This window comes from Neglectibacter timonensis, from assembly GCF_900048895.1.
GTDB classification, from domain to species: Bacteria; Bacillota; Clostridia; order Oscillospirales; family Acutalibacteraceae; genus Acutalibacter; species Acutalibacter timonensis.
Genome location: NZ_LT160640.1, coordinates 389278 through 412650, shown reverse-complemented (window position 1 = coordinate 412650; position 23373 = coordinate 389278). Strand labels below are relative to the sequence as shown.

Sequence of the window (23373 nt, the reverse complement as noted above, 5' to 3'; positions counted from 1 at the left end):
ATGGAGGTAACACTGGGCATCGACATCGGCGGTTCTACAACAAAAATTGCAGCTCTTCTGGACAGGAAGCAGCTGCTTGCTTCCCTTCAGGTCGAAACACCGGATCAGATCACTTCGTTATATGGTGCTGTGGGTAAACTGCTCTACGAAAACAGCCTGCCCTTGGAACAGATTTCAGAGATTGTACTCACAGGAGTAGGCTCTACCCATATCCGGGAAGATATCTACGGCATTCCCACCTATAAGGTGGATGAGTTCTCTGCTATTGGATGCGGAGGCCTTACGCTCTGTGGTCTCAAAGAAGCCACTGTAGTCAGTATGGGAACTGGTACTGCTTTTGTCCGGGCAGAACGCAGCGGCTACCGGCATTTGGGCGGAAGCGGCGTCGGCGGTGGGACTCTTGCAGGGCTTTCCCGCCAGCTATTGAATGAGACCCAGGTATCTGCTGCCGCTGAACTGGCAGAAAGGGGAAATTTAAGCCAGGTGGATCTGCTGGTGGGTGACATCAGCGCCGGTTCCGTCGCCAGCCTCTCCCCCGAAGTCACTGCGGCAAACTTTGGAAAACTGCATTCCCATGCCGCAAAGGCTGATCTGGCAGCGGGATTGGTCAATCTGGTCTTCCAGACGATCGGCGTTCTGGCTTGTTTTTCCTGTCTCGACTGGGAGAATAAAACCATCGCCGCTGTGGGAACCCTCGCCACACTCCCTTCCGCAAAACGGATTCTGGAAGAAGTGGGATCCCTGCACGGAACGACATTCCTGATACCCGAAAACGCCGAATACGCCACAGCGATTGGTGCTGTCATACAATTTTTCCATGAAAAAGATGACGGAAAAAAAGTGCATTCCTAAAACGGGAATGCACTTTCTTCATTCTTTAAAAAAACTTTATTCCTTGGAGAACTGATCCTTTGCCACACCGCAGATCGGGCAAACCCAGTCCTCTGGAATATCTTCAAATCTGGTGCCGGGAGCAATTCCGTTATCCGGATCCCCCACCTCAGGGTCATAGCGGTAACCGCAGATGTCACAGACATAAACATCCATTGTCAACGTCCTCCTTCTTTTGATAATGTCAGGGATATCCCTTGCAGTAGATAATATTCCACATTTTTACTTTTTTTATTCTTCATTAGAAATATTTAATTATTTTTTTCACTACCTATTTTCTCCCCATAAACTCTTTTGATCCAGCCTCATTGCGGGAATCTTGATTCTATGGTATGATAAATTTGGCTATAAATTTTGTTAGGGGAGCGTTGAAACAATGAAATTATCTTTCCGCTGGTATGGAGAAGACGATCCGGTAACCCTGAGAAATATTCGACAAATCCCGGGCATGCAGTCCATCGTCACCGCTGTGTACGATGTGCCAGTAGGCGAGGTCTGGAGCAGGGACAGTATTGCCCGGCTGAAAACTCTGACCGAAGAGGCCGGGCTTTCCTTCGATGTCATTGAAAGCGTGCCTGTCCATGAGGATATCAAGCTCGGAAAGCCCTCAAGAGACTGGTTTATTGAAAATTACTGTGAAAATATTCGGCGTTTAGGAGAAGCTGGTGTACAATGTGTTTGTTATAACTTCATGCCTGTCTTCGACTGGACCAGAACGCAGCTGGATCATATGCTTCCCGATGGATCCACATCTCTGGTCTATTATGCGGAACAGGTGGATCAGGTGAATCCGCTGAAAAGCGACAGCGATCTGACTTTGCCGGGATGGGACGCCAGCTATACGCGAGAAGAGTTACGGGCAATTGTCTCCCAATATCAGGAAATAACCGAGGAGGATCTTTGGGAGAATCTCCGTTATTTTCTGGAGCGGGTAATCCCTGTGGCCGCAGAAGCAAATATCAATATGGCCGTGCATCAGGATGATCCCTGCTGGAGCATCTTTGGCCTGCCCCGCATTTTGACAGGAGAGCAAAACCTGGACCGGTTCCTGAAGCTGGTAGATGATCCTCACAACGGGCTTACCCTGTGCTGTGGCTCCCTGGGCTGCTCTCCCAAAAACGATGTGCCGAAGCTGGCGGCCAAGTATGCTGGAATGGGCAGGATCCACTTTGTCCATCTGCGAAACGTACAGATCCTTGAAAACGGCTTCGAGGAGCGCGCTCATCTTAGCAGCTGCGGCTCTCTTGACATGTATGCTATTGTGAAGGCTCTGTGTGAAAATGGATTCGATGGATTTGTCCGCCCAGACCATGGCAGAATGATTTGGGGCGAAACTGGCCGGGCAGGCTACGGCCTCTATGACCGCGCTCTGGGAGCCGCCTACCTCAACGGTTTGTTTGAAGCCGCAAAGAAGGAAATAAACCATGTGTGAAATCTCAATCAGAACCATGACAGTTCAGGATTACCCGCTGTTCGACGTAATGGAGAGCGCCCTGCACCGGATGCACCAGCAGGCCCGGCCCGATCTCTTTGCCGAACTTGCCCATCCCTGTTCCAGAGCAGAGTTCTCCCAGATGATACAAGATTCCCACCGGGAGCTGTTCCTTGCAGAATGGAAGGGAAAACCTGCGGGTATGTGTGACCTGCTGCTGTGTGAGTCCTCCCCAAACCCCATACTGCTGCCCCAAAAGAGCGCACACGTCGATGACATCCTTGTCTTGGGAGAATTCCGCCGGAAAGGTGTGGGAACAGCCTTGTACGAGGAAGCTCTTTGCAGGGCAAAGCGTTTCGGTGCAGAGCATCTGGAGCTGATGGTGTGGGCTTTTAATGAAAGTGCCCGGAAATTTTACGAAAAATGCGGAATGACCCTGCGGTCTTTCGTGATGGACATGAAGCTGGAAGGAGAAACAACATGAAAAAGGAAGAAACTTTTCAAATCCTGGAAGAGTATCTCAAAGGGATTCCTGTCTATAACACCCATTCCCACCACCTGCCCGCAGAACAGCTGACTGACGTAGGGCTTGACTATCTGCTAGCCCACTCCTACCTGAATGAAGAATGGGAGGACTGCGGTGTCCCCGGCAAAGAGGACTTTTACCGGCGTTTCCGTGACCGTTCCTTCTATCTCTGGATAAGTCGGGCGCTCACGGAAATCTACGGAATTCCCGACCCTCTGAGCCCCGAAAATTGGGAGAAAACAGATCAGGCTGTCCGGGCTGCTTATCAGGATCCGTCGCACCATACCAGAATTCTGGAGCAGAACTGCGGTTACCAACATGTGATTGTGGACGCCTATTGGAACCCCGGCGAAAAACGCACCGACTCACCTGTTTTTGAGCGCACCTACCGCATCAACCAATTCCTGTACGGCTACAATCTCACTGCCGCAGATCACAATGGAAACAATCCTTATCAAAATTACGGCTGGAAATTTTTTGGAGACTTTGATCGCTATGTGGAACAGGTGCAGAGAAAAATGGAAGAGGCCGCAGAAAGCGGCTGTGTCGCCTTCAAATGCGCTTCCGCTTATGACCGCGGTCTGGACTTTGAAGCTGCGTCCAAAGAGGATGCTCAAAAAGCTTTTGCGTCTGCCGATCCCACAGAACAGGATATCTTCCATTTCCAGAACTATATCTTCCAGGAAATCTGCAGAATCTGCGCCGGGCTCGACATACCCTTGCAGGTTCACACCGGTTTGGGAAAGATGCAGAAGAGCAACTGCCGGTATCTGACCGAAGCCATACGCAGGAATCCGCACACAAAATTTGTCCTGTTCCATGGCAGCTATCCCTGGCTGGATGATCTGTGCGGACTGGCCTTTTCCTTCCGAAACGTCTATGTTGATCTCTGCTGGCTTCCTATCATCTCTACCGCAGCAGCGGAACGTCTGCTTTCAGAGGTTTTGGATATCTGCGGTGCCGATCGGATTTCCTGGGGCTGCGACACCTGGATGTCCGAGGACAGTCTGGGTGCTTTACTGGCCGTACGCAAAGTGCTGGCAGAGGTGCTCTCACAGCGGATTGAAACCGGCCTTCTCTCTTTGGAACGTGCCAAAGAACTCTGTGAGAGGATTCTCACCGTCAATGCTGAACGGCTCTATCATAAAAATAAGGAATAACTAAAGGAGGAATTTTCGTGAAACTGGGCATTATCATGCAGCCGGAAAGCGGATGCTTTGAGCGCGCCAAGGAGTTGGGGCTCGACTTTGTGGAATTCGACTGCAATCCCGTCGAATATTTTGGACGGCCTGTAGAAGAGCTTTGGAACAGCAGGGAAACGCTGAAGGAGGAAAGCAGGCGGACCGGTGTGGAGGTAGGCGCCGTAGGGCGCTGGGCCAGCCGTATTCTGGACAGGACAGGAGCCGTAATTCAGGAAGAATGGACAGCGGTAAAGCGCGTCATTGATTTCGGCGCTTACCTTGGCGCCAAGTATTATCTCTGCAGCGTAGCCTATGTGGAAGAACTCTCCTATTACCAGAACATTACCGCCGCCATTAAAGTTCTCAATCAAATTGTGGCCTATGCAAAAGAGAAGGGCATGGAATGTGCCATTGTCAACTGTATGATGGGAGGAAATTACATCCGTACCCCAGAGCAATGGAAGCTTGTACTCAGCGAGGTACCTGGGCTGGGAATCAAATATGATCCCTCTCACAGCTTTGTCCACGGCGGCCAGAAGGGAGCCTATCTGGAAGAGGGCCTGGAGTGGGGCGATCATTTCAAATATTGCCATATCAAAGGCGTAATTCAGAGAGGCGAATCACAGGAACCTGATATGTGGAAAAATTACAGTTTCATGGAGAGGCATCCTGAACTGAAAGAAGAATTTCTGGCGCAGATGATGCACCAAAAAAACAACTGGTATGACAATCCGCCCGCGGGTATTGATGTGATCAATTGGAGAGCCTTTTTTGCCATTTTGTATAAATACGGATATGACGGTTATCTGGCCATTGAACCGCATTCCCAGACCTGGCAGGGGGAAAAAGGAGACAAAGGCCTTCGCTACACCATTAAGTACATCCGTGAATTGATGATTCTCGATTGATAAACCGCAAAAGAGACGTGCCGCAGAAGCTGAATTCTGCGGCACGTCTCTTTTCATCTCAATAAATTCCCAAATAAGGATCCGGATTCACCCGGCTTCCGCCGTAATACACCTCAAAATGGAGATGATAGCCAAATGAATAGCCTGTATTCCCCACATATCCGATCGTCTGTCCCTGCTCAACATACTGGCCCGGTGTTACCGCTAATGAACTGCAGTGAGCGTACCGTGTAGAGTAATCCTGATTATGCCAGATAAGCACATTATTGCCCCAGGACCAATGATATTCCGCGCTGATCACCTGCCCCGCCTGCGCAGCCACAATTGGAGTTCCATAGTCGGCGCCAATATCCAAACCATTGTGGGGTCCATTATCGTACATATCACCGAAATGGCCTGTGATATTGCCGTAGCTGATGCCGGGCAGCGGCCAGATAGGCTGAAAGGAATCACTCATGCCCGGAGTGACCGGAGGTACATCTCCTCCGCCTCCATTCGCTGTGTTTTTCTCTGCTTCCTCTCTGCGTTTGCGCTCCTCTTCATTGCGCTGTTCAATGAGCGCCTGCAGCTCCTCTTCCAGCGCAGCGTCCTCCTCCTCATTCTGTGCAATGACATCCTGTGCTGCAAGCTGTTGAGATTCCAAATCCGCAATTACCACATTATTTTCCTCATGAAGGGACGTCAGCTCTTTTTGTGCAGCCTCCAGCTCCCGCTTTGCATTGGTTTCCGACTCCCGCATCTTTGCCAGGTCCTCTCTGTCTTGGCGGGTCTTCTCCAAATACTCCTCTATTTTGTCTAAAAGAGCCTGATCGTGCCGGGCAACTGCAGCAGTCATTTCCATTTTCATGGAGAAATCGGCAATACTGGTGGAATTCAGCAAAATTTCCAGCGTACCGGCATCTCCGGTCATATAGAGCGCCTTAATCCGCTCCGCGAACAAGGCCAGTGTGGCCTCATACTCTTTTTTAGATTCCGCAAGGCGCTGCTCCAGCTCTCCAATGCGGGAGTCCATCAGTTGAATGGATTCCCGAGAAGTATCGATTTTCTGCTCAGTTAAAGAAATTTTTTCTTCCAAAGCTTCTTGATATTCCAAAAGCTTTTCCTCATCTGATTTCAGAATCTCAATTTTTTCTTCCAGTTCTTCCTTTTCCTGCCGCAGCTTTTCTTGCGCTGCCTCCACTTCCTCAATAGTCTTCGCAATCGCTCCGGAGGGCAGGACCAGCCATAAAGCCAGCAGCGCCGTCATGACCCGGAAAAACCGTTTTCTCTTTCGTTGCATGCTAAATTCTCCTCTCATCTCTCTGAAATCCGAATGCTCCGGCACACTCTCTCAGGATAAACATTTTTCCCGGATCCTTCGCATCAGCTCAGCTTTTTCCCGTTCCGGCAGAAAAGCTGCCTCTGCCGCATAAAATAGAAGATGATTTTCTTCGGATGCTGTCAGCCCCAACTCTCTCAGCAGAGAGTATTCACGGTTGAGCGTGGTTCCGGAAACCGTTCTATTATCCGAATTCACCGTCACGCACAACCCCTTCTGCAAATACCCGCGCAGCGGGAAATCGGAAGGAGTTCTGACTGCCTTTGTCTGCAGATTGCTGCTATAGCAGAGTTCCAAAGGGATTTTTCGTTCTAATAGCAGTTCTATCACTGCCGGATCTTCCGCTGCCCTCACCCCATGGCCAATACGTTTTGCCCCGATGGACACCGCTTCCAGGATTTCCTGAGGCCCTCCGGCCTCGCCCGCATGGATAGTAAAGGGGATTCCTTGGGCAGCGGCCCCGGCAAAAAGCTTTCGATATCTCACCGTAGGATACAGGGCCTCCGCCCCTGCCAGGTCCGCCGCGCAGACGCCATGCCCCAGATATTTTTCTGTTATACGCAGAGTCTCCTCATTTTCTTCGTCTCCCCCGCCCCGCATACAGCATAAGATGAGCTGTGAAGATATTTTTGCATTTTTCTTCAATCCGGCTTCCTGTCCGCACAAGGCTGCTCTCACCGCATCCTCCTGGGTCAGCCCCCGAACAGTATGCAACTGCGGAGCAAAGCGGATCTCCGCATAGAGAATACCTTCTCTCGCCAGTGAACCTATCAATTCCTCAACAGCCAGCTGTAGGGCTTCCGCGCTTTGCAGAACCAATTTAGGCAGCTCGAAACAGAGGAGATACTCATTCAGGCTTCTGCAGTCCGGCGGGGCAATCAACGCTTTTGCCAACTCCTGCAGATTGTTTGCCGGAAGGCTAATCCCCTGAAGCTCGGCCAGCTTCCAAACCACCCGGGGCGACAGCGAACCATCCAGATGCAGATGTAATTCTACCATGAACAGCTCTCCATTTCCTATTTCATTGAAAAATCACATCTATTATAACATAAAATATTAGAAAAGCATGAAAAATGAGAAAAAATGCAAAAACCATTGACAAGATGGTTAGTTTGTGCTAACTTTTTAGTATCATATTTTTTCGAAATATCTGATTGCGAGGGGCGTCTATGACATTGCAGGAAGGGACCTCAGGATCCCAATATCTTGTGGAAAAAACAGAACTGCCGGTCGAACTGGAGCGCAGGCTGGAAGCTCTGGGGCTGATCACCGGCAGCAAGGTTTCTGTCATGAGGAAAAAACGGAAGGGCGCGATGATCATCAAAGTTCGGGGCACACGTTTCGCCCTCGGAAGCGGCATTTCATCCCATATCGAAGTCAGGGGTGATGTATGATGGCGCATGAACTTTCCATCGGATTCGTGGGAAATCCAAACTGCGGAAAGACAACGCTTTTTAATGCCTATACCGGAGCCAACCTGAAGGTTGCCAACTGGCCCGGCGTTACCGTTGAAAAGAAAGAAGGCCGTTTTCAATATCACGACCATGAATACAAATTGGTCGACCTGCCCGGCACTTACAGTCTCACCTCTTATACCATGGAAGAGCAGGTTTCCAGGCAGTACATACTCAGCGACGATGTGGACGTCATCATCGATGTGGCAGACGCTTCCGCGCTGGAACGAAATCTTTACCTCACCCTTCAGCTCATCGAATTGGGGAAGCCAGTTATTTTGGCTTTAAATATGATGGATATTGTAGAAAAACGGGGCATGGAGATCGACACGCATCGTCTGCCTGAGATGCTGGGCATTCCTGTCATCCCAGTTTCGGCGCGCCGTAAAACAGGTCTTGATATTCTGATGCATGCAGCTTCGCACCATAAGGACCACCGGGAGGATATGCCCCTGATTCACCATCATCATTCGTCTGCGGGTATCCCGGAGCGCGGGCGCTCGCAAACTGCACAAACCCGGCATTCCCATCATCACCATCACCATCATCACCATCAGGAATACACAATGGTGTACAGCGATGAAATCGAGAATAAGATCGACCAGCTTCTCGAAGTACTCCGCGATAAGTATCCCTCGCTCAGGAATCCCCGTTGGTACGCCATCAAATTGCTGGAATCCGACAAGGAAGTTCTGAAACAATGTCCTATTGACCGTCCGGATATTCTGGACCGTAGCTATGAACAGGAGATTATCAATCAGAAATACGATTTTATCGATGAGATCATCCAGGAAGTGCTGGTAAATAAAGAAAAGAAAGAAGTCTTTACTGATAAAATCGACAACGTCCTGACCAATACCTGGCTGGGCCTTCCCATATTTCTTGGTATCATGGCACTGGTCTTTTTCCTTACCTTTACGGTGGGAGATTGGCTCAAGGGCTTCTTCGAAATGGGACTGGATTTGTTTTCCGGCGCCGTACTCTCCTCCCTTCAGGCAATCAATACCGCCCCTATGCTTATTTCATTGATTGTAGACGGCATTATCACCGGTGTAGGGGGAATTCTCACCTTTCTGCCCAATATTTTTATTCTGTTTCTGGCTTTGGCCTTTCTGGAGGACAGCGGCTATATGTCCCGGGTAGCCTATGTAATGGACGGAATCATGGGGAAACTGGGATTATCCGGCCGTTCTTTCATCCCCATGATCTTAGGTTTTGGCTGCAGCGTACCCGCTATTATGGCATCCAGGGCACTGGAAAATAAGCGGGACCGCTACAAGACCATGCTGATTACACCTTTTATGTCCTGCAGCGCCCGGCTTCCCATTTACGTTCTCTTTTCGGAAATGTTCTTCCCGGAGAAAGCCCTGCTGGTTGCATACTCAATGTATTTGCTGGGACTGGTAGTGGCAGTGCTTTCTGCCTTTTTTATGCATCTGCTCGATCGGAAGAAAACCCGTGAAAATTCCCTGCTGATAGAGCTGCCGGAATACAAGGCTCCCAGCGCGAGGACTATCGCCATTTATGTTTGGGAAAAGGTAAAAGATTATCTGACCAAAGCTGGCACTGTCATCTTTATCGCTTCCATACTCATGTGGTTCCTGTTGAATTTCGGTCCCTCCGGCTATTCCGCGGATATGTCACAGACTTACGGTTCTCTGCTCGGAAAATGGATTGTTCCCTTCTTTGCTCCTATTGGTCTGGGATATTGGCAGATAGTAGTGGCTTTGATCGCCGGTATCTCCGCCAAGGAAGTGGTGGTCTCCAGCTGTGCGGTGCTCTTCGGCATCTCCAACATCACTTCCAACGCAGGCATGTCTGCGTTTATGGGAACCTTGAGTTCCATTGGCTTCGGCGCACTAAACGCCTATGCCCTGATGACCTTTTCCCTGCTCTACATTCCCTGTGCCGCCACACTGGCCACCATCAAGAAAGAAACCGGCAGCTGGGGTTGGACTGGACTGACAGCCCTGTTCCAGATTGCCGTGGCTTGGGTTGTCACGTTTCTTGTCTACCATATCGGTCTGCTTATCGTCTGAAAGGAGGCAATTATGCCGCAGGTCTTTTCTACCGTTTTACTCTGTATTTTACTGGCCGCCGCACTTTTTTTCTCTGTCCGCAAGCTTTGGAAGGACAAAAAAAGCGGAAAATCCTGCTGTGGAGGAAGCTGCTCTTGCTGTTCGGGCTGCTCTGCCTACAGTAAAAATAGTCATACTCAAATGAATAAAAATCAAGATAAAAACATTCGACAGGCTTGATATCTATCCTGATTTAACGGTGATGACAGCAAAAAAAGGTCTCTGCCCGCGGGTTTCTCTCCCGCCGGACAGAGGTCTTTTAACTATCAAACCAGCTTTTCCTCCAACATCTCCTGAGCAGCAAGCAGCATGCCCAGCTGACCGCTGTGATAATTCAGTCCTCCCTGCATCCAGGCGGCATAAGGCTCCCGCAAGGGTGCGTCTGCAGAAAGTTCGATGGACGCCCCTAAGGTAAACGCCCCCGCAGCCATGATGACATCACTGTCGTATCCAGGCATAGGACTTGGCTCCGGAACAACGAAGGAGTCTACAGGAGCGCCTTTCTGTACACCTTTGCAAAATGCAACCAAAGCGGCCTTTTCCCGCAGCATCACAACCTGAATGATATCTGCCCGGGGCTCGTCAAAACGAGGTGTGACATCAAAACCCAGTTCAGAAAACAGCGCGGAAGCAAACACCGCCGTTTTGAGCGCTTCTCCAGTCACATGTGGAGCATGGAACGCGCCCAGGAATAATTCCCTGTTGTTTCCCAGTGTGCAGCCGATCTCACGGCCGGTTCCCGGAGTGGTCAGGCGGTAAGAGCACAGTTCCACCAAATCTTTTCTTCCGGCTATATATCCGCCTGTGGGGGCAATCCCTCCGCCCGGATTCTTGATCAGTGATCCAGCCATAATATCTGCGCCGTGAGTCAGGGGCTCGTCCCGCTCCACAAATTCTCCGTAGCAGTTGTCCACCATGACAATGCACTCCGGCGCCTTCCGCTTTGCAATTTCGGCGATCCGTTCAATCTCTCGCACAAAGAGAGACGGCCTTAGGCTATAACCCCGCGAACGCTGGATATATATCATACGGAATTCCGGCGAAATGCGGCGTTCCATCTCTTCATAATCAGGGGTTCCATCCGGCAGCAGATCAATTTGCTCATAGGAAATTCCAAATTCTTTTAAAGAACCGCTCTCTTCCCTTCCTGGAAGGCCGATAACTCCCTGAATGGTGTCATAAGGAGTTCCTGTAACACAGAGCATTTTGTCGCCGGGGCGGAGCATTCCGAATAAGGCCACAGTAAGCGTATGGGTGCCGCTGACAAAATTGTGGCGCACCAGAGCGTCTTCAGCTTCAAATGCATAGGCATACACTTGATCTAAGACGTCCCGGCCACGGTCTCCGTAGCCATAGCCTGTACTGCCTACAAAATGACTTTCGCTGACGCCTGCCCGTGTAAAAGCCGCCAGCATTTTCTGCTGGTTATAGCGCTGCACTTCCTCGATTTTCTGAAAATAAGGCTGCGCTCTGGTCTCTGCTTTCTCTGAAGCCTCCAGCAGTTTTGTATCTATATTAAAATAGGGAAACATCTTGCTACCTCCAACAGCTTATCCTATCAATGCAGTTTTGCGTATACCCAGGTATCCGTCTTGGCATAGTCCAGAGAGCGATAAAATTCCCTGTTCTTATCCTTCTCCCTTAGGGCATAAATGACCTTTCCCGGAAAGTAAGATTCCACCCTTTTGACAAGTTCAGAGCCGATTCCCTGCCGCCGGTACGCTTCCTTTACCGCCACAGAGGACAGAATTGCCGCATGGCCGTCGATGGACGAAACCAGGGCGCAGCCGCAAAGCTCGCCGTTTCGGTATTCCGTCGCTGCCAATGCCGCCTCATGCCTGAGCTTATGGGAGAGATCCAGATAGAAGGGTTCAAATTCATCAGCCATTCCGGTTTCTTCCAAAAGACCGTAAATGTCTCTAATATTGACTTCCGTACTCAGAACTGCTGCTTTCCCCTCTGAAGAGATGACCTTCTTCAGAACATCGCCAGAGTTTCCGACAGAAAGCGAGAGAGCTTCAGCATTCCGCACTGCGCACATAACCGCCTGTGCTCCAACGGCCCGCAGAAATTCCCTGCTTTCTTTTTCCTTCAACACTGTGCCGGAGAGTATCATCAAACCGTCTACCATACAGTAGACTACATCTGTCTCCGTATCCATCCAAAAACAAGCAAAACTCTTATCCAGACCATAGGCCAAAGCAATCGCTGCTATTTTGCAGCCAAACGCTGTTTTGCCGCAAGCCTGCAAAAGGCGCTGTTTCTGTTTTTCCTCTTCGATCATCGCAATCATAGCAACTTCCTTTCTGCAAAGGGCAAGATGAATTCCAGCCAATTTTCAAGACAGAGAAAAAAATGCCTCGCACTTCGCGAGGCACACGGTTTTCTATCCGATTACTTTCCAGTGAAGTACATAATTGCGTTCATAATGATGACGAAGACAAAAAAACCAACTGCAATGAACTTGGTCCAGCGGGCCAAAAACGCATCTACAGAACGGGCCTTATTCTTCGAAAGGAAAGTATCTGCACCACCGGTGATGACACCCACATTCTTCTGGCTTCCCTCTTGCAGCAGAACTACCAAGATGATGGCTACGGCAAACAGCAGCAACACAATTCCAAATACGATCTCCACAACGTTCATTTTATTCCATTCCTTCCTGAACCAAATCTTCTCAAAACTCACTTAAACAGCGAGTATCATCATACCATAAAATAGGCTATTTGGCAAGAGAGAGAATTAATTTTTTGCCGTTTTTGCATTGTATACCGCCAAAACAGAAAGAATAACCCTTATATCCAAAGCTTCATCGATTTTAGTTGACACAGGAATGCAGAACAGCTAGAATCTAATAAAGAACATATTCTTTTCGGTAAGGCGGAACATCTATGGATTTTTCCTTTCTCCTCTCCAATGATCTTATCAATGTAAGTGTAATTGCATGGATCAGCGCACAGCTGATCAAAACACTTCTGGATTTCATTAAGCATAAGCAGTTCGACAGACATCGTCTGGCTGGCGCGGGAGGAATGCCCAGTTCCCATTCTGCTGTAACCTGTTCTGTTTTGCTGACCTCCTATTATCTCTATGGTTTCAATTCTCCTATTTTTGCCTTATCTTTTGTATTTGCCCTTATTGTTATGTACGACGCCACCGGCGTTCGCTGGGCTGCAGGTCTTCATGCCAAGGCCATCAACCAGATTGTGGAGTATTTGGAAAAAGACGATGAAGAGAAAGGGAAACAAACCCTGCAGGAGCTTATTCCCCGGCTGAATGAATCCCTGGGCCACCGCGTTATCGAGGTAATCTGTGGTGCGCTGCTGGGTTTTGCCATAGCTGTGATCGCACATTTTTTAAGATAGAGGATTCATGTTGAAGAAGGAGCGGAACCTATGTGGTTCCGCTCCTTCTTCAACGTATTAAGAGAACAGGGAATCCACATAAGCCCGCATCTCTTTTTTAGATTGTATTTCATGGGTATGTGCGATAATCTCCCGCCGCTTCTCCTCTGGCAAAGAGGCAAATCTGTTCATAGCATTCAAATTCTGCGCCAATGCCATGCCTAATCCCATGGGAATCTCAGGGCCTTCGGAAAAATTATGATCTTGCTGTGTCTTTTGTTCCCGCATCCTTACTCACCTCGATTACAACCAAATCATAACTCTAGTGTTCCCTATTCCTATTTGCCTATCCGCTTTTTGACAACGACAAACAACCAACAGCCCGCCACTGCGAGTACAACATAGACCGCGATATAGGCAAGATACATGCATCCTCTTCCTTTCACCGGATGTGTGCAGGCTCACTGAGCTTTCATAAGGCCAAAATCCGGCTTCCGCCCAGGCTTAAGCGTCGTTTTTTCCCTCTAAGTGATCAAAAGCTTCCCAAGCTCTATCTTCAGTTTCAAAGACGCCGGTTTGTATGGCCTGTATGAAAATCGGAATTTCACAATCTGTCCATTGCGCTAAAAATTCTGATGTCAAATCCGGATTCAGCCGAATGGCCGAATAGACCGGAGGCGTTTCTTTTTGGGGCATTAGGATATTCTGCGTGCTGCGGTTTCTGTAGTATAGGTATTCACCCTCTTTTGTCCAATATTCCCCTGTTTTGTTCCGTCCGGTATTTTCCGAAAAATCCAGGGGAAGAAAGAAATCATTGACAAGAGTACCAAGTTCCAAGATGTCAACACCTTCGGCCTGTGGAATACAAACCTTTATCCGAATGTAACATGGATTTCCCCCCGTATTTTCTATCCAGGTTTCCCGCTTTAAAACCGAATTTGCCTCCAAGACCGGAATCCCTGAATCTCCGTCCATCTTCTTACATCTTATTGACGCTTCCAATTTGCCGGCTTCATACAGAGAATTTTCCTGTACAGAAGAGAACGTCAGCCCGGTCAGTGAGACAAGCAGCGCTGCAAGCAGTACGCAAAGAAGCAGCCTGATTTTTGAATTCATACTTTTCTCATCACCTTTCCACATATCAAATCAATTTCGTACCGGCGGAATAAGACAGAAGCAGCCATTTTATTCTTTGTGATTCTCCTTTTTATGAAATAACACCCCATTGACTATAATCAACAGGATTACAACCATAGCTAAGAAAAAAATTAGCTTATCATTTGTCCGTTTCAGCCATATGACAAGATATCCCAGCAGAGGAATGGAAAAATCCATGGTTTTACCAACCAGTCTGCTGAAGGAAACCGGATCGTCAACTGTACTGTTGGCATCCCCCTGGGTTATAAAATCCCCATGCTTCCTGTCGACACGTATCACACGGTGCGTAACCGTATTGGAGCCATAGGTATAGGTGATACAGTCTCCAGTATGGATTTCCTCCGGCGTCACCTGCTCTGTAAAAATCAGAGCCCCAACGTGGTATACAGGCTCCATACTCCCGCTGACAACGGCAAAAACCCGAAAACCAAAAAGATAGGGTGTTGAAAACACACCTATAATCAATACTGTCAGTATTGTCAGTATTGTCATGCAAGTAGAAACCAATTTATGGGTTATCTTCTCTTCACCTCCCGGATTCCACCCGAAACACTTCACCATATGTATCCACACTGTAATTCAGTTCACCTGCCTCAGACGGCGTCGCAGTCAGTTTAATTTCCATATCACACACATTTCGCCCCAAATCCAGTGTGTCGTCTTTCGAGCAAATCCCCAGCCAGCATTCCTGATCGATTTTGTTGTAGAAGGGATTGATCTGTTTCAACCTGTATTTTCCATAGGGCAATCCTGCAAAATCCACGAAAAGCGTGGATTCCTCCTTTTCTTGACTGCTCAAACGGGCTGTACGATAAAACGTAGTATCATCCTTTTCCAGAGAAAACACAGGCATTCCGCCTTCTTCTGAAAGCCTGTCCGTCAGCACTTCCAGCGAAACTGTACCTGAAACAACGTGAACCGTGTAATTACCCGTGCTATAAGTCTGCTGTACCGGAACTCCGACAGCATTGTTTCCCTGGCTTTTGGGGGTATAGGTTACTGCAAACAAGAATTCCTGGTCTCGGACAGGACGAATTTCAGCCAGTTGTTTGAGAGAACCAACCGTACTGCCATCCGTTCTCTTCCAGGAATAAGAAATCGTTCCAGTCTCCCCTTTCCCATACCAATTTGGTATCAGATTCCCCAATAACTTCTCTTCCACATTTTGTCTTAACAGAGTAGTTTTTACTTTTTCTCCTAGAAAGATATCGTCCTCAATATCTTTCAGGGAGATTCTTATTGGTACGTTTATTTCCATGTCCGGACATTTTGAAATTTGTTTTTCTCCCCAATATATCCCGCTTTCTTCTCCATCCATCCCCACATCGTTGCCTCCGGGAAAATCTTTCTTTGCTTCAAACTCCAGCTCTGTTTTCCAAGGATTTTCACTGTTGTAAGGAAGTTCTGCCTCCCAGGCAATCAGGGTTTCTCCGTTCTCTTTTTCTATAACGGACACTTCTTCCTGACTCAGGCGGGCATATTCTTTTTCTGTCAGCTGAAACCGGGTATCCAGCGCCTGTACTACGCTGACCGTCGTACTGTCTGCAATATGACGAAACAGACGATCCATCTCTTCCAAAAGCTGCCCCTGAAAGCACTCCCGGTAATGGTTTTCCAACGGCGCCGAACACAGGGCTGACCAATCGCTTTCGGCGCTCTTGCCGCTGCCCATCAAAAGAACATGACTCTTTACTCCCTGTTCTCTCAGAACTTGCATAGATGCTGCCGCCGCTGTAACTCCTGAAGGATCTTCCTTCTTTTCAGATCCTGCCTCTCCAGCAGTGATTGTAATCAGACTGCAGGGATTCTGCCCAGTAATCTGAAGTTCCTCTATCATCTCCTGTACCTTGGAAAGAGCCTCCGCGTAACAGTACCCTTCTCCAAATTCATTCCCAAAGTCACTTATTTCTTTCAAAAGGGACTGTACGCCTGATTCTGTGAGTTCCCTGCTGTTTGCTGAGTACAGAGACTTCCCGAAAAACAACAGCCCTATCCTGGATCCAGGCAGAAACTCCGCTGTCTGACGAATCAACTGTTTCGCCGCTTCTTTAGCCTGCTCCATCCTGGTAGGACACTCTGACTTTTCAAATACATCCTGGGTAAATATATCGCCTTGCAAGGGATCTCTGGTTCCAACCACTTCTCCATAAACCGTTCCATCATTTGCCTTACCAGTGAGAAGCTGCCATTGGTTTCCATTAAGAACCACAGGTAAATATTCTCCTTCCACCTCGGTATACAAAGTCTGAGAGGCGGATATCTTATGGAGGGTTGGGATTCCTTTCTGGTAAACTGTATCGTCTTCATCCGGCGCTTGGGCCAGACAGGACATGGAATAGGAGTTTTCCAGAAGAAGGATAATATCCTGTGGCTGATGGCTTTTGTAGTCAGACATTTCTGTCCAAACCTTCAGTTCCATATGATAGCGTCGTTCTTTACTGTCCACTTTTTTTACTTCTCTGCTGCACTGTACAGTCCCCAGCTCAACAGCCTGTACATTGCTTTGACAGGAGAACACCAGGAAAACCAAGGTTAAAACTGTCACATACCAAGCTTTTCTCCAGCGGCGCCGTTTGCCTCCTGTTTGCTTCACTACAATACACATCCTTTCATTTTCTATGTCATCCAACCTATCATGAAAGGCTTTAGAAATCTGTCAAAGCCTGGCTGAGATTCTTGAATTTCTCCAGGCCATATGCTATAATTTATTGTCTCTTATGGGGGATAAGCACGGTAGGGACATGGACAGAGGGCAAACCGCAAAATTGGTTTTAATGACCCATCTTTCCTATCAAACTTACCCTGCTTTGCTTACAACTGCTGGTCTCCCCAAAGAAAGGAAGAGTCCCATGTAACCGGACGATGTCATTTTGAGTTCAACTATAAATTGGATTTTTAGAAAGGAAGGCTACCATTGCCTGATACCAAAAAAGAAATTGAACGCCGGCGGACCTTTGCGATCATTTCGCACCCGGATGCCGGTAAGACAACACTGACCGAAAAATTTCTGCTCTACGGCGGTGCTATCACTCTGGCCGGAATGGTTAAAGGAAAGCGAAATTCCCGCCATGCCGTTTCGGACTGGATGGAAATTGAAAAGCAGCGAGGTATTTCTGTGACCTCCTCTGTGATGCAGTTTCAATACGACGGCTACTGCATCAATATTTTGGACACCCCCGGACATCAGGATTTCTCTGAGGATACCTACCGCACTTTGATGGCCGCCGACTCCGCTGTAATGGTTATTGATGCTTCCAAGGGCGTGGAGGCTCAGACAAGAAAGCTTTTCAAAGTGTGCGTGATGCGGGATATTCCAATTTTCACCTTTATCAATAAAATGGACCGGGATTCTCTAAGCCCTTACGATCTGTTAGACGATATCGAAAAAGAACTTGGTATTGGCACTTATCCCATGAATTGGCCTATCGGTTCGGGGGTGGATTTTAAAGGCGTATATGATCGGGAAAAAGGCGAGGTGCTGATGTTTGAACCGGAAGGGGAAAACGCGGGACGGAAAGAGGTAAAAGAACAGGATTTTTCCGTGGAGGATGCCGCTCTTAAGCAAGCCATAGGCGATTCCCTATACACGACGCTCGCCGATGATGTTGAACTTCTTGACGGGGCTGGTTATGAGTTTGATTTGGAAAAAGTACGTCACGGCAAGCTCTCCCCGGTCTTTTTCGGCTCAGCACTGACAAATTTCGGTGTGGAACCGTTTCTGGAAAGTTTCCTGAAGCTTACCACTCCCCCTTTATCCCGGGAAACTTCTCATGGCGTGGTGGATCCCCAGGATGATGCCTTTTCCGCTTTTGTGTTCAAAATTCAAGCCAATATGAACAAAGCCCATCGGGACAGAATTGCTTTCCTCCGAATCTGCAGCGGCAAATTCGAAAAGGGCATGGAAGTGGAGCATGTGCAGGGCGGACGCAAAATGAAGCTCTCCCAGCCCCAGCAGCTGATGGCTCAAAGTCGTGAAATCATTGAAGAGGCCTATGCCGGAGATATCATCGGTGTATTTGACCCGGGAGTCTTTTCAATAGGCGACACACTATGTTCTCCCGGAAAAAAGATCCGTTTTGAGGGCATTCCAACCTTTGCCCCGGAACTGTTCAGTCTGGTACGCCAAAAGGACACCATGAAGCGAAAACAATTCGTCAAAGGCGCTACACAGATCGCTCAGGAAGGAGCAATTCAGATTTTCCAGGAGATCGACTCCGGCATGGAGGAAATTATCGTAGGCGTAGTGGGGTCCCTGCAGTTTGACGTATTCCAGTACCGCATGGAAAACGAATATAACGTGGATATTTATATGCAGACTCTTCCTTTCCAGTTCATCCGCTGGATCGACAACGAGGAAATAGAGTTAAAAAAACTCAATTTGACTTCCGATACCAAAAAGGTACAGGATACGAAAGGCAGATATCTTTTGCTCTTTTCCAACCAATGGAGTATCAACTGGGCATTGGAGCACAATGAGGGCTTGCTGCTCTCTGAATTCAGCCGGTCATAATCTTCAACAAAAAAGTCCTTCTGCAGAGAGTCTCTGCAGAAGGACTTTTTTGTTGAATTTTCTTGATCAAACTAGTTTTTCTCGTAATCCAAAAACGCTTCCAGCGTTTCCACATCGTTTTGGTAAGTGACCAGCTGAAGGGCCTTATCTGGAGAAGCCCATACGATATCCATCACTTCTTCAGGCTGGGCTTCGGGGCTGCCTGACTGAAAGCGTGCCGCAAAATAGACTACATCCTTCTTCACATTGGGCTTCGGCAAATAAGTAACCACCCTGCGAAAACCTGTATCCAGCAAAACTTCCAGCCCGGTTTCCTCTCGAATTTCCCGTAAAGCCGTATCTTCCTCTGTTTCCTTTTTTTCTACATGTCCTTTCGGAAACGCCCAATGCCCGCCGTTTTTATGCCGTATCAGCAAAATTTCTATCTGTTCTCCGGTCTCACGATAGACCACTGCACCACAGGATTTTTCCTTTTTCACGCCAGATCCTTCTCTCTTATTTCTCTATGAAAAAAGGGACCGCACAGGGCAGTCCCCCAGCTTATCAAACAGCACATTCCAAATCAGTCTGATGACGGACTAGCCACGGTTTTAGAACAAATGCAAAGGAGGAATTCTGATGTTCTCTTTCCTCCTTCGCTTTCTTACAGACCGTGAGAACCCGCAGTCCCTCACTATGGAATTAACATGGGGGACTGCATAGGGCAGTCCCCCACGAAACCTTATTTTGCTGAGAAACGATACACTGTCTTTGAGACAAACTGCTCCCCAGGCTTTAAAAATGCGAAAGGAAATTCCTTATGATTGACCGAGTCAGGATAAAATTGTGTTTCCAGACAGAACGAAGTATGCGGCCGCATCGGATTTCCGTCTTTCCCCATCAGGCCGCCTGCACGGTTAAACGTATAGAGCTGCACGCCGGGGAGATCGGAAAACACTTCCATTACGCGTCCGCTCTCCGGTTCCCAAGCTTCGGCAAACTTGCGGAAGCCCGTGCCATCCACACAAAAATTGTGGTCAAAGCCGCCGCACAGCGCAATCAAATGATCCTCTGAAAACATATCGGCGCCCAATTTTTTACCCGAAGTAAAATCCAAAGGTCCGCCTGCAACCGGGAGTAGCTTTCCCGTGGGAATCAGGTCATCCGTCACCTCAGTCACATGCGATGCGTGAATGGTCAGAGAGGTATCCAGTACATCCTTCTGCGGATCGCCGGAAAGATTAAAGAAGGAATGATTGGTGGGGTTGAAGGGCGTCTCCTGATCGGAAACCGCCCGGTATTCCATAGCAAGGCCATCGTCCGCCGTCAGGGTATAAGTAACGGTCATTTCAAGCTTTCCCGGATACCCTTCGTCACCATCTGGGCTCACATAAGAGAAAACAATAGAGGGCTCGTCCCCATCCTGCACCTGATCCACATTCCAAAGCACCTGGTGGTAACCGCCGGGACCGCCATGCAGCGTATTCTCTCCATCATTTTTAGCAAGCTGATAAGACTTCCCGTTGAGTGTGAATGTCGCTTTTCCAATACGATTGGCATAACGGCCGACAAAAGTTCCCTGGAAATTGCCACCTAAATACTCTTCCAAAGTATTGTGACCCAAAACCACGTCACCCTTCACGCCGTTGCGGTCCTTGGTCAGCAGCCTGACAATCCGGCAGCCATAGGGGATGGTTTCCAAAGTCAGCCCGTTTTTGTTTTCCAGCGTATAGAGTGTCACTTCCCTGCCGTCGGAAAGAGTTCCAAAACTTTTTTTCTCAATGGACATCGTATTACTCCTCCTGCTTTCCAAGAAGCGCAGCGCCGATGATGCCGGCGTCATTACCCAGCTCAGCACGGCAGATCACCGTCTTCTTCGAAGAGTTCATCGCATACTGTTCTTTCTCAACAAACTCGCGAACCGGCTTAAGCAGGGTTTCTCCCTCATTGCAGATACCGCCGCCGATGCAGAAAATATCTGGCTGGAAGATGTTAATCATATCCACAATGCCTACGCTCAGATATTTGATGTACTCATCCACAATTTCTTTGCCGACGGGGTCGCCCTGACGCATGGCGTCAAACGCGGTGCGTCCGCTGACACGGTTGATATCCCCTCCAACCAGCTGCCACAACGGGGAATCCTTCGGGGCTTTCTCCATATGAAGCTTTGTAGTCTTGATAAGCCCTGTGGCGGAAGCATAGGTTTCCCAGCAGCCGCTGCGTCCGCAGGTGCAGGGACGGCCGTCCACTACAATAACCGTATGTCCCAACTCGCCTCCGGAGAAATTACTGCCGGAATAGATCTTATGATTGATGATGATTCCGCCACCCAGGCCCGTGCCCAACGTGATGGCAATTGCATTGTCCGCCCCCTTCAAAGCGCCTGCCATGTATTCCCCATAAGCGGCGGCATTGGCGTCATTCTCCAACAGGACTTTCTTTCCTTCCATACGATCTGAAAGCATCTTTTGAAGAGGCGTGTTTTTGAAGGGCAAGTTATTTGCAAATTCAATCACTCCGGTCTCGCGGTTGGCTGCTCCAGGAGAACCGATACCGACCCACGGCACATCATCCAGGGTAAGATTTGCGTTTTTCAAAGCAGCATAGGCCGTTTCGGCCATGCCGTCTGCCACCTGGTCCGCCGTCTCAATCTTTGTCTTTGTGGACGCACGGGCAATGATCTTGTTGTTCTCATCGACGACGCCAACAGCAATGTTAGTGCCGCCAAGGTCGATACCAAGATAATACATAAGCGATAACTCCTTCGATACAAATAGATTTCTGGGTGTCCCCAATCAGTTTAAGTATACTATATCCTGACGGTAAAAGTAAACGCCTGCAACGAATTTTTGCCTATTTTTTTCCGTGCCATTCCAATATTTCATTGTCAGAAAGCACGGGCTGGCTGGCAACAGAATTATTTTAAACCTCAAAAAATTTTCAATCTTCCCAGAGTATTTCTTTAAAATGCACTCTCACGTAGTACTTACAGAACAAGAAAAGAGCAAAACTAAATGATTGGTTCCGGCCTTTTCGATTCATAACCCCGGTAAAAGCTTCTGCCAGGATCCCGGGCAAAAAGCTTCAAAACCAAAAAGAGCTGCGGTGCGTAATTTACGCACCGCAGCTCTGGTGCCGCTAACCGGGGTCGAACCGGTACGGTGTTGCCACCGAGGGATTTTAAGTCCCTTGCGTCTGCCAGTTCCGCCATAGCGGCCAATATGTTATTCATATTAACATAATAGGCAAATAAAATCAAGCCGACAGCTTTAAAAAACGTTTCTTTCCTAGAAAACCAGAAGAGTATTGTTTCGCAATCTGAACACTGACAATGCCACACTGTAGAAAAAGTCAGGAAAGCATGAAAAAAGCCTATCATGCATGTAACTTTTCTAAAAAGCCTGATAAAAAAATTGGCCCTTTGGCATAAACCAGGTCAAAAGACCGAAGCTGCCAAAGGGCGAGCAACACTGGAGCCCAATTCGAACAGATACTTTTGAAGGCCTTGCGGGCTCCAGTCCTGTTGGACGGTATCTCTCGATTCAGGCACGCAAACGCTTACCGTGCTGCTTACTATCTATTTTGTCCGTTCTATCCCCTATTATGCAGCCTGGTAAAAAAAATCATTTCTGAAAAATCAGACCGTTCCGGTTAAGGCCACAGCGGCGAGGGATATTCTCCACGCTCCGTCATTGCACGGATTGCCTCTACAACGGTGTCCTTATCTTCCTGATAGGTTACACCGTACCATTTGTCGGCTGAAGAAAGCACCGTTACCTCCGCCCTGCCATCACGAAGCAAATCGTTCACTACAAAAGGAAGAAAGAACTCTGCTTTCAATGGATTTTGGGGAACATCCTCTCGAAAAAATCGAACGAAATCCCGCTCTAATTCCTTTGTAAACGGGGGAGTAAATCCCCAAAAATTCATGGAAACCACCGTATCCTCGGGGAGCTGTATCCAGGTTTCACCGCTGTCCTCCGTGTAGGCAATTCCCGATTTTCTCTTTTCGATTTGGGTGCGTTCATCAATCCCCTTCAGCATCCCCTGCGCTGTTTTACAAACACCGCGGGAGACAGAACCGTTTTCCGTGACTGTATTTTTGAGAGAATAGCCTACCATTGCGAAGCTCATTTTCTCTTCGTTACCAACATTGCTGAGGAATTGATAAATTTTCTGAAACGCCTCTCGTCCATAAAAATCATCGGCATTGATCACCGCATATGGCGCATCGATGCTGCGTGCGGCACAAAGAGCCGCATGTCCCGTGCCCCAGGGCTTTTCCCGCCCTTCCGGCACAGAAAACCCTTCAGGAATATCTTCCCTTTTCTGAAAAACATACTCAATATCCATATATTTTTCTGCCTGCCGGAACACATGTTCCTGGAACTCAAAAAGAAGTTCCTCCTTGATAATAAAGACCGCTTTGCGAAACCCAGCCAGTCTGGCATCATAGAGGGAAAAATCAATGATCTTCTCCCCATGTAATCCAACAGGATCAATTTGTTTCAGGCCGCCATAACGGCTTCCCATACCTGCCGCCATAATTACTAATACGGGGTCCTTCATAAACCAACGCACTTCCTTGCTT

General features: G+C 48.4%; 24 protein-coding genes and 1 tRNA gene. 10 read left to right on the top strand and 15 right to left on the bottom strand.

Translation table 11 applies throughout. The annotated features are described in order from the left end of the window. Positions 1-852, top strand: a complete 852-nt coding sequence (coaW, locus tag BN3911_RS10820) for a type II pantothenate kinase (RefSeq protein WP_066865370.1) — start codon at positions 1-3, stop codon at positions 850-852. Between the two features lie 36 nt (positions 853-888). Here coaW and rd read toward each other — a convergent pair whose 3' ends face one another. Next, complete coding sequence (rd, locus tag BN3911_RS10815) at positions 889-1047, bottom strand: rubredoxin (RefSeq protein ID WP_066865368.1); 159 nt, start codon at positions 1045-1047, stop codon at positions 889-891. A gap of 220 nt (positions 1048-1267) precedes the next feature. On the opposite strand from rd, the gene BN3911_RS10810 reads away from it, so the two are divergent. Genes BN3911_RS10810 through BN3911_RS10795 form a run of 4 tightly spaced genes read left to right on the top strand, consistent with a single transcriptional unit; the run spans position 1268 to position 4938 of the window. Continuing rightward, positions 1268-2323, top strand: coding sequence for a mannonate dehydratase (locus tag BN3911_RS10810; protein WP_066865365.1), 1056 nt, complete (start codon positions 1268-1270; stop codon positions 2321-2323). Next, a complete protein-coding gene (locus BN3911_RS10805) occupies positions 2316-2807 on the top strand; it encodes a GNAT family N-acetyltransferase (RefSeq protein ID WP_066865363.1) in 492 nt (163 codons plus the stop codon). The genes BN3911_RS10810 and BN3911_RS10805 overlap by 8 nt, the downstream gene beginning before the upstream one ends. Then, on the top strand, positions 2804-4009 hold the full coding sequence (locus BN3911_RS10800; protein WP_066865360.1) for an amidohydrolase family protein: 1206 nt from the start codon (positions 2804-2806) through the stop codon (positions 4007-4009). Before BN3911_RS10805 ends, BN3911_RS10800 begins: the two co-directional genes overlap by 4 nt. Before the next feature lie 17 nt (positions 4010-4026). Then, entirely contained in the window at positions 4027-4938 is a 912-nt protein-coding gene (locus BN3911_RS10795; RefSeq protein ID WP_066865357.1) for a sugar phosphate isomerase/epimerase family protein, read from the top strand. 58 nt (positions 4939-4996) lie between these two features. Here BN3911_RS10795 and BN3911_RS10790 read toward each other — a convergent pair whose 3' ends face one another. Together BN3911_RS10790 and add are read right to left on the bottom strand one after the other, a co-directional pair. Continuing rightward, positions 4997-6217, bottom strand: a complete 1221-nt coding sequence (locus BN3911_RS10790; protein ID WP_066865354.1) for a murein hydrolase activator EnvC family protein — start codon at positions 6215-6217, stop codon at positions 4997-4999. A gap of 51 nt (positions 6218-6268) precedes the next feature. Beyond that, the gene (gene add / locus BN3911_RS10785) at positions 6269-7255 is read right to left on the bottom strand and encodes an adenosine deaminase (protein WP_066865351.1); all 987 of its coding nucleotides are present in this window, start codon (positions 7253-7255) and stop codon (positions 6269-6271) included. Between the two features lie 170 nt (positions 7256-7425). On the opposite strand from add, the gene BN3911_RS10780 reads away from it, so the two are divergent. Genes BN3911_RS10780 through BN3911_RS10770 form a run of 3 tightly spaced genes read left to right on the top strand, consistent with a single transcriptional unit; the run spans position 7426 to position 9968 of the window. After that, a complete protein-coding gene (locus BN3911_RS10780) occupies positions 7426-7650 on the top strand; it encodes a FeoA family protein (RefSeq protein ID WP_066865348.1) in 225 nt (74 codons plus the stop codon). Then, positions 7650-9749: a ferrous iron transport protein B gene (feoB, locus tag BN3911_RS10775; RefSeq protein ID WP_066867793.1), complete on the top strand. Its 2100-nt coding sequence runs from the start codon at positions 7650-7652 to the stop codon at positions 9747-9749. The genes BN3911_RS10780 and feoB overlap by 1 nt, the downstream gene beginning before the upstream one ends. Before the next feature lie 12 nt (positions 9750-9761). Then, positions 9762-9968, top strand: coding sequence for a FeoB-associated Cys-rich membrane protein (locus BN3911_RS10770; RefSeq protein WP_066865345.1), 207 nt, complete (start codon positions 9762-9764; stop codon positions 9966-9968). 86 nt (positions 9969-10054) lie between these two features. Here BN3911_RS10770 and BN3911_RS10765 read toward each other — a convergent pair whose 3' ends face one another. From BN3911_RS10765 to secG, 3 genes are all read right to left on the bottom strand, one after another. Then, positions 10055-11320 (bottom strand): methionine gamma-lyase family protein, encoded by a 1266-nt coding sequence (locus BN3911_RS10765; RefSeq protein ID WP_066865342.1) that lies wholly within the window; start codon positions 11318-11320, stop codon positions 10055-10057. Positions 11321-11346: 26 nt separating this feature from the next. Then, entirely contained in the window at positions 11347-12081 is a 735-nt protein-coding gene (locus BN3911_RS10760) for a GNAT family N-acetyltransferase (protein WP_066865339.1), read from the bottom strand. Between the two features lie 101 nt (positions 12082-12182). Beyond that, positions 12183-12434 (bottom strand): preprotein translocase subunit SecG, encoded by a 252-nt coding sequence (gene secG, locus BN3911_RS10755; RefSeq protein ID WP_066865336.1) that lies wholly within the window; start codon positions 12432-12434, stop codon positions 12183-12185. Positions 12435-12679: 245 nt separating this feature from the next. Here secG and BN3911_RS10750 point away from each other — a divergent pair, with 245 nt between their 5' ends. Then, positions 12680-13153, top strand: coding sequence for a divergent PAP2 family protein (locus BN3911_RS10750; protein ID WP_066865333.1), 474 nt, complete (start codon positions 12680-12682; stop codon positions 13151-13153). 57 nt (positions 13154-13210) lie between these two features. On the opposite strand, the gene BN3911_RS17390 is transcribed toward BN3911_RS10750, so the two are convergent. The 4 genes from BN3911_RS17390 to BN3911_RS10730 form a co-directional block, all read right to left on the bottom strand. Beyond that, on the bottom strand, positions 13211-13363 hold the full coding sequence (locus BN3911_RS17390) for a hypothetical protein (protein ID WP_187127730.1): 153 nt from the start codon (positions 13361-13363) through the stop codon (positions 13211-13213). 273 nt (positions 13364-13636) lie between these two features. After that, positions 13637-14272, bottom strand: a complete 636-nt coding sequence (locus tag BN3911_RS10740) for a hypothetical protein (RefSeq protein WP_187127729.1) — start codon at positions 14270-14272, stop codon at positions 13637-13639. A gap of 45 nt (positions 14273-14317) precedes the next feature. Further along, positions 14318-14851, bottom strand: coding sequence for a signal peptidase I (locus BN3911_RS10735; protein WP_082942245.1), 534 nt, complete (start codon positions 14849-14851; stop codon positions 14318-14320). Further along, on the bottom strand, positions 14817-16883 hold the full coding sequence (locus tag BN3911_RS10730; protein ID WP_066865321.1) for a vWA domain-containing protein: 2067 nt from the start codon (positions 16881-16883) through the stop codon (positions 14817-14819). The genes BN3911_RS10735 and BN3911_RS10730 overlap by 35 nt, the downstream gene beginning before the upstream one ends. Before the next feature lie 321 nt (positions 16884-17204). Between BN3911_RS10730 and BN3911_RS10725 the strand changes: the two genes are divergently transcribed. Next, positions 17205-18800, top strand: coding sequence for a peptide chain release factor 3 (locus BN3911_RS10725; RefSeq protein WP_066865318.1), 1596 nt, complete (start codon positions 17205-17207; stop codon positions 18798-18800). A 71-nt stretch (positions 18801-18871) separates the two neighbouring features. Here BN3911_RS10725 and BN3911_RS10720 read toward each other — a convergent pair whose 3' ends face one another. From BN3911_RS10720 to BN3911_RS10700, 5 genes are all read right to left on the bottom strand, one after another. Continuing rightward, positions 18872-19279, bottom strand: a complete 408-nt coding sequence (locus BN3911_RS10720) for a bis(5'-nucleosyl)-tetraphosphatase (RefSeq protein ID WP_066865315.1) — start codon at positions 19277-19279, stop codon at positions 18872-18874. Positions 19280-19521: 242 nt separating this feature from the next. Continuing rightward, complete coding sequence (locus tag BN3911_RS10715) at positions 19522-20568, bottom strand: aldose epimerase family protein (RefSeq protein WP_066865312.1); 1047 nt, start codon at positions 20566-20568, stop codon at positions 19522-19524. Positions 20569-20572: 4 nt separating this feature from the next. Further along, positions 20573-21532, bottom strand: coding sequence for an ROK family protein (locus BN3911_RS10710; RefSeq protein WP_066865309.1), 960 nt, complete (start codon positions 21530-21532; stop codon positions 20573-20575). A gap of 380 nt (positions 21533-21912) precedes the next feature. Next, positions 21913-21999 (bottom strand) — tRNA-Leu (locus BN3911_RS10705). Positions 22000-22433: 434 nt separating this feature from the next. Then, the gene (locus tag BN3911_RS10700) at positions 22434-23351 is read right to left on the bottom strand and encodes a sugar phosphate nucleotidyltransferase (RefSeq protein WP_066865306.1); all 918 of its coding nucleotides are present in this window, start codon (positions 23349-23351) and stop codon (positions 22434-22436) included. Positions 23352-23373: the final 22 nt, after the last annotated feature.

Bases quoted from the DNA above. Each gene is read 5' to 3' on its own strand.
- coaW (WP_066865370.1), top strand. From the start codon at position 1: ATGGAGGTAACACTGGGCATCGACATCGGCGGTTCTACAACAAAAATT.
- rd (WP_066865368.1), bottom strand. From the start codon at position 1,047: ATGGATGTTTATGTCTGTGACATCTGCGGTTACCGCTATGACCCTGAG.
- BN3911_RS10810 (WP_066865365.1), top strand. From the start codon at position 1,268: ATGAAATTATCTTTCCGCTGGTATGGAGAAGACGATCCGGTAACCCTG.
- BN3911_RS10805 (WP_066865363.1), top strand. From the start codon at position 2,316: ATGTGTGAAATCTCAATCAGAACCATGACAGTTCAGGATTACCCGCTG.
- BN3911_RS10800 (WP_066865360.1), top strand. From the start codon at position 2,804: ATGAAAAAGGAAGAAACTTTTCAAATCCTGGAAGAGTATCTCAAAGGG.
- BN3911_RS10790 (WP_066865354.1), bottom strand. From the start codon at position 6,217: ATGCAACGAAAGAGAAAACGGTTTTTCCGGGTCATGACGGCGCTGCTG.
- add (WP_066865351.1), bottom strand. From the start codon at position 7,255: ATGGTAGAATTACATCTGCATCTGGATGGTTCGCTGTCGCCCCGGGTG.
- BN3911_RS10780 (WP_066865348.1), top strand. From the start codon at position 7,426: ATGACATTGCAGGAAGGGACCTCAGGATCCCAATATCTTGTGGAAAAA.
- feoB (WP_066867793.1), top strand. From the start codon at position 7,650: ATGGCGCATGAACTTTCCATCGGATTCGTGGGAAATCCAAACTGCGGA.
- BN3911_RS10770 (WP_066865345.1), top strand. From the start codon at position 9,762: ATGCCGCAGGTCTTTTCTACCGTTTTACTCTGTATTTTACTGGCCGCC.
- BN3911_RS10765 (WP_066865342.1), bottom strand. From the start codon at position 11,320: ATGTTTCCCTATTTTAATATAGATACAAAACTGCTGGAGGCTTCAGAG.
- BN3911_RS10760 (WP_066865339.1), bottom strand. From the start codon at position 12,081: ATGATTGCGATGATCGAAGAGGAAAAACAGAAACAGCGCCTTTTGCAG.
- secG (WP_066865336.1), bottom strand. From the start codon at position 12,434: ATGAACGTTGTGGAGATCGTATTTGGAATTGTGTTGCTGCTGTTTGCC.
- BN3911_RS10750 (WP_066865333.1), top strand. From the start codon at position 12,680: ATGGATTTTTCCTTTCTCCTCTCCAATGATCTTATCAATGTAAGTGTA.
- BN3911_RS17390 (WP_187127730.1), bottom strand. From the start codon at position 13,363: ATGGGATTAGGCATGGCATTGGCGCAGAATTTGAATGCTATGAACAGA.
- BN3911_RS10740 (WP_187127729.1), bottom strand. From the start codon at position 14,272: ATGTGGAAAGGTGATGAGAAAAGTATGAATTCAAAAATCAGGCTGCTT.
- BN3911_RS10735 (WP_082942245.1), bottom strand. From the start codon at position 14,851: ATGGTGAAGTGTTTCGGGTGGAATCCGGGAGGTGAAGAGAAGATAACC.
- BN3911_RS10715 (WP_066865312.1), bottom strand. From the start codon at position 20,568: ATGTCCATTGAGAAAAAAAGTTTTGGAACTCTTTCCGACGGCAGGGAA.
- BN3911_RS10710 (WP_066865309.1), bottom strand. From the start codon at position 21,532: ATGTATTATCTTGGTATCGACCTTGGCGGCACTAACATTGCTGTTGGC.
- BN3911_RS10700 (WP_066865306.1), bottom strand. From the start codon at position 23,351: ATGAAGGACCCCGTATTAGTAATTATGGCGGCAGGTATGGGAAGCCGT.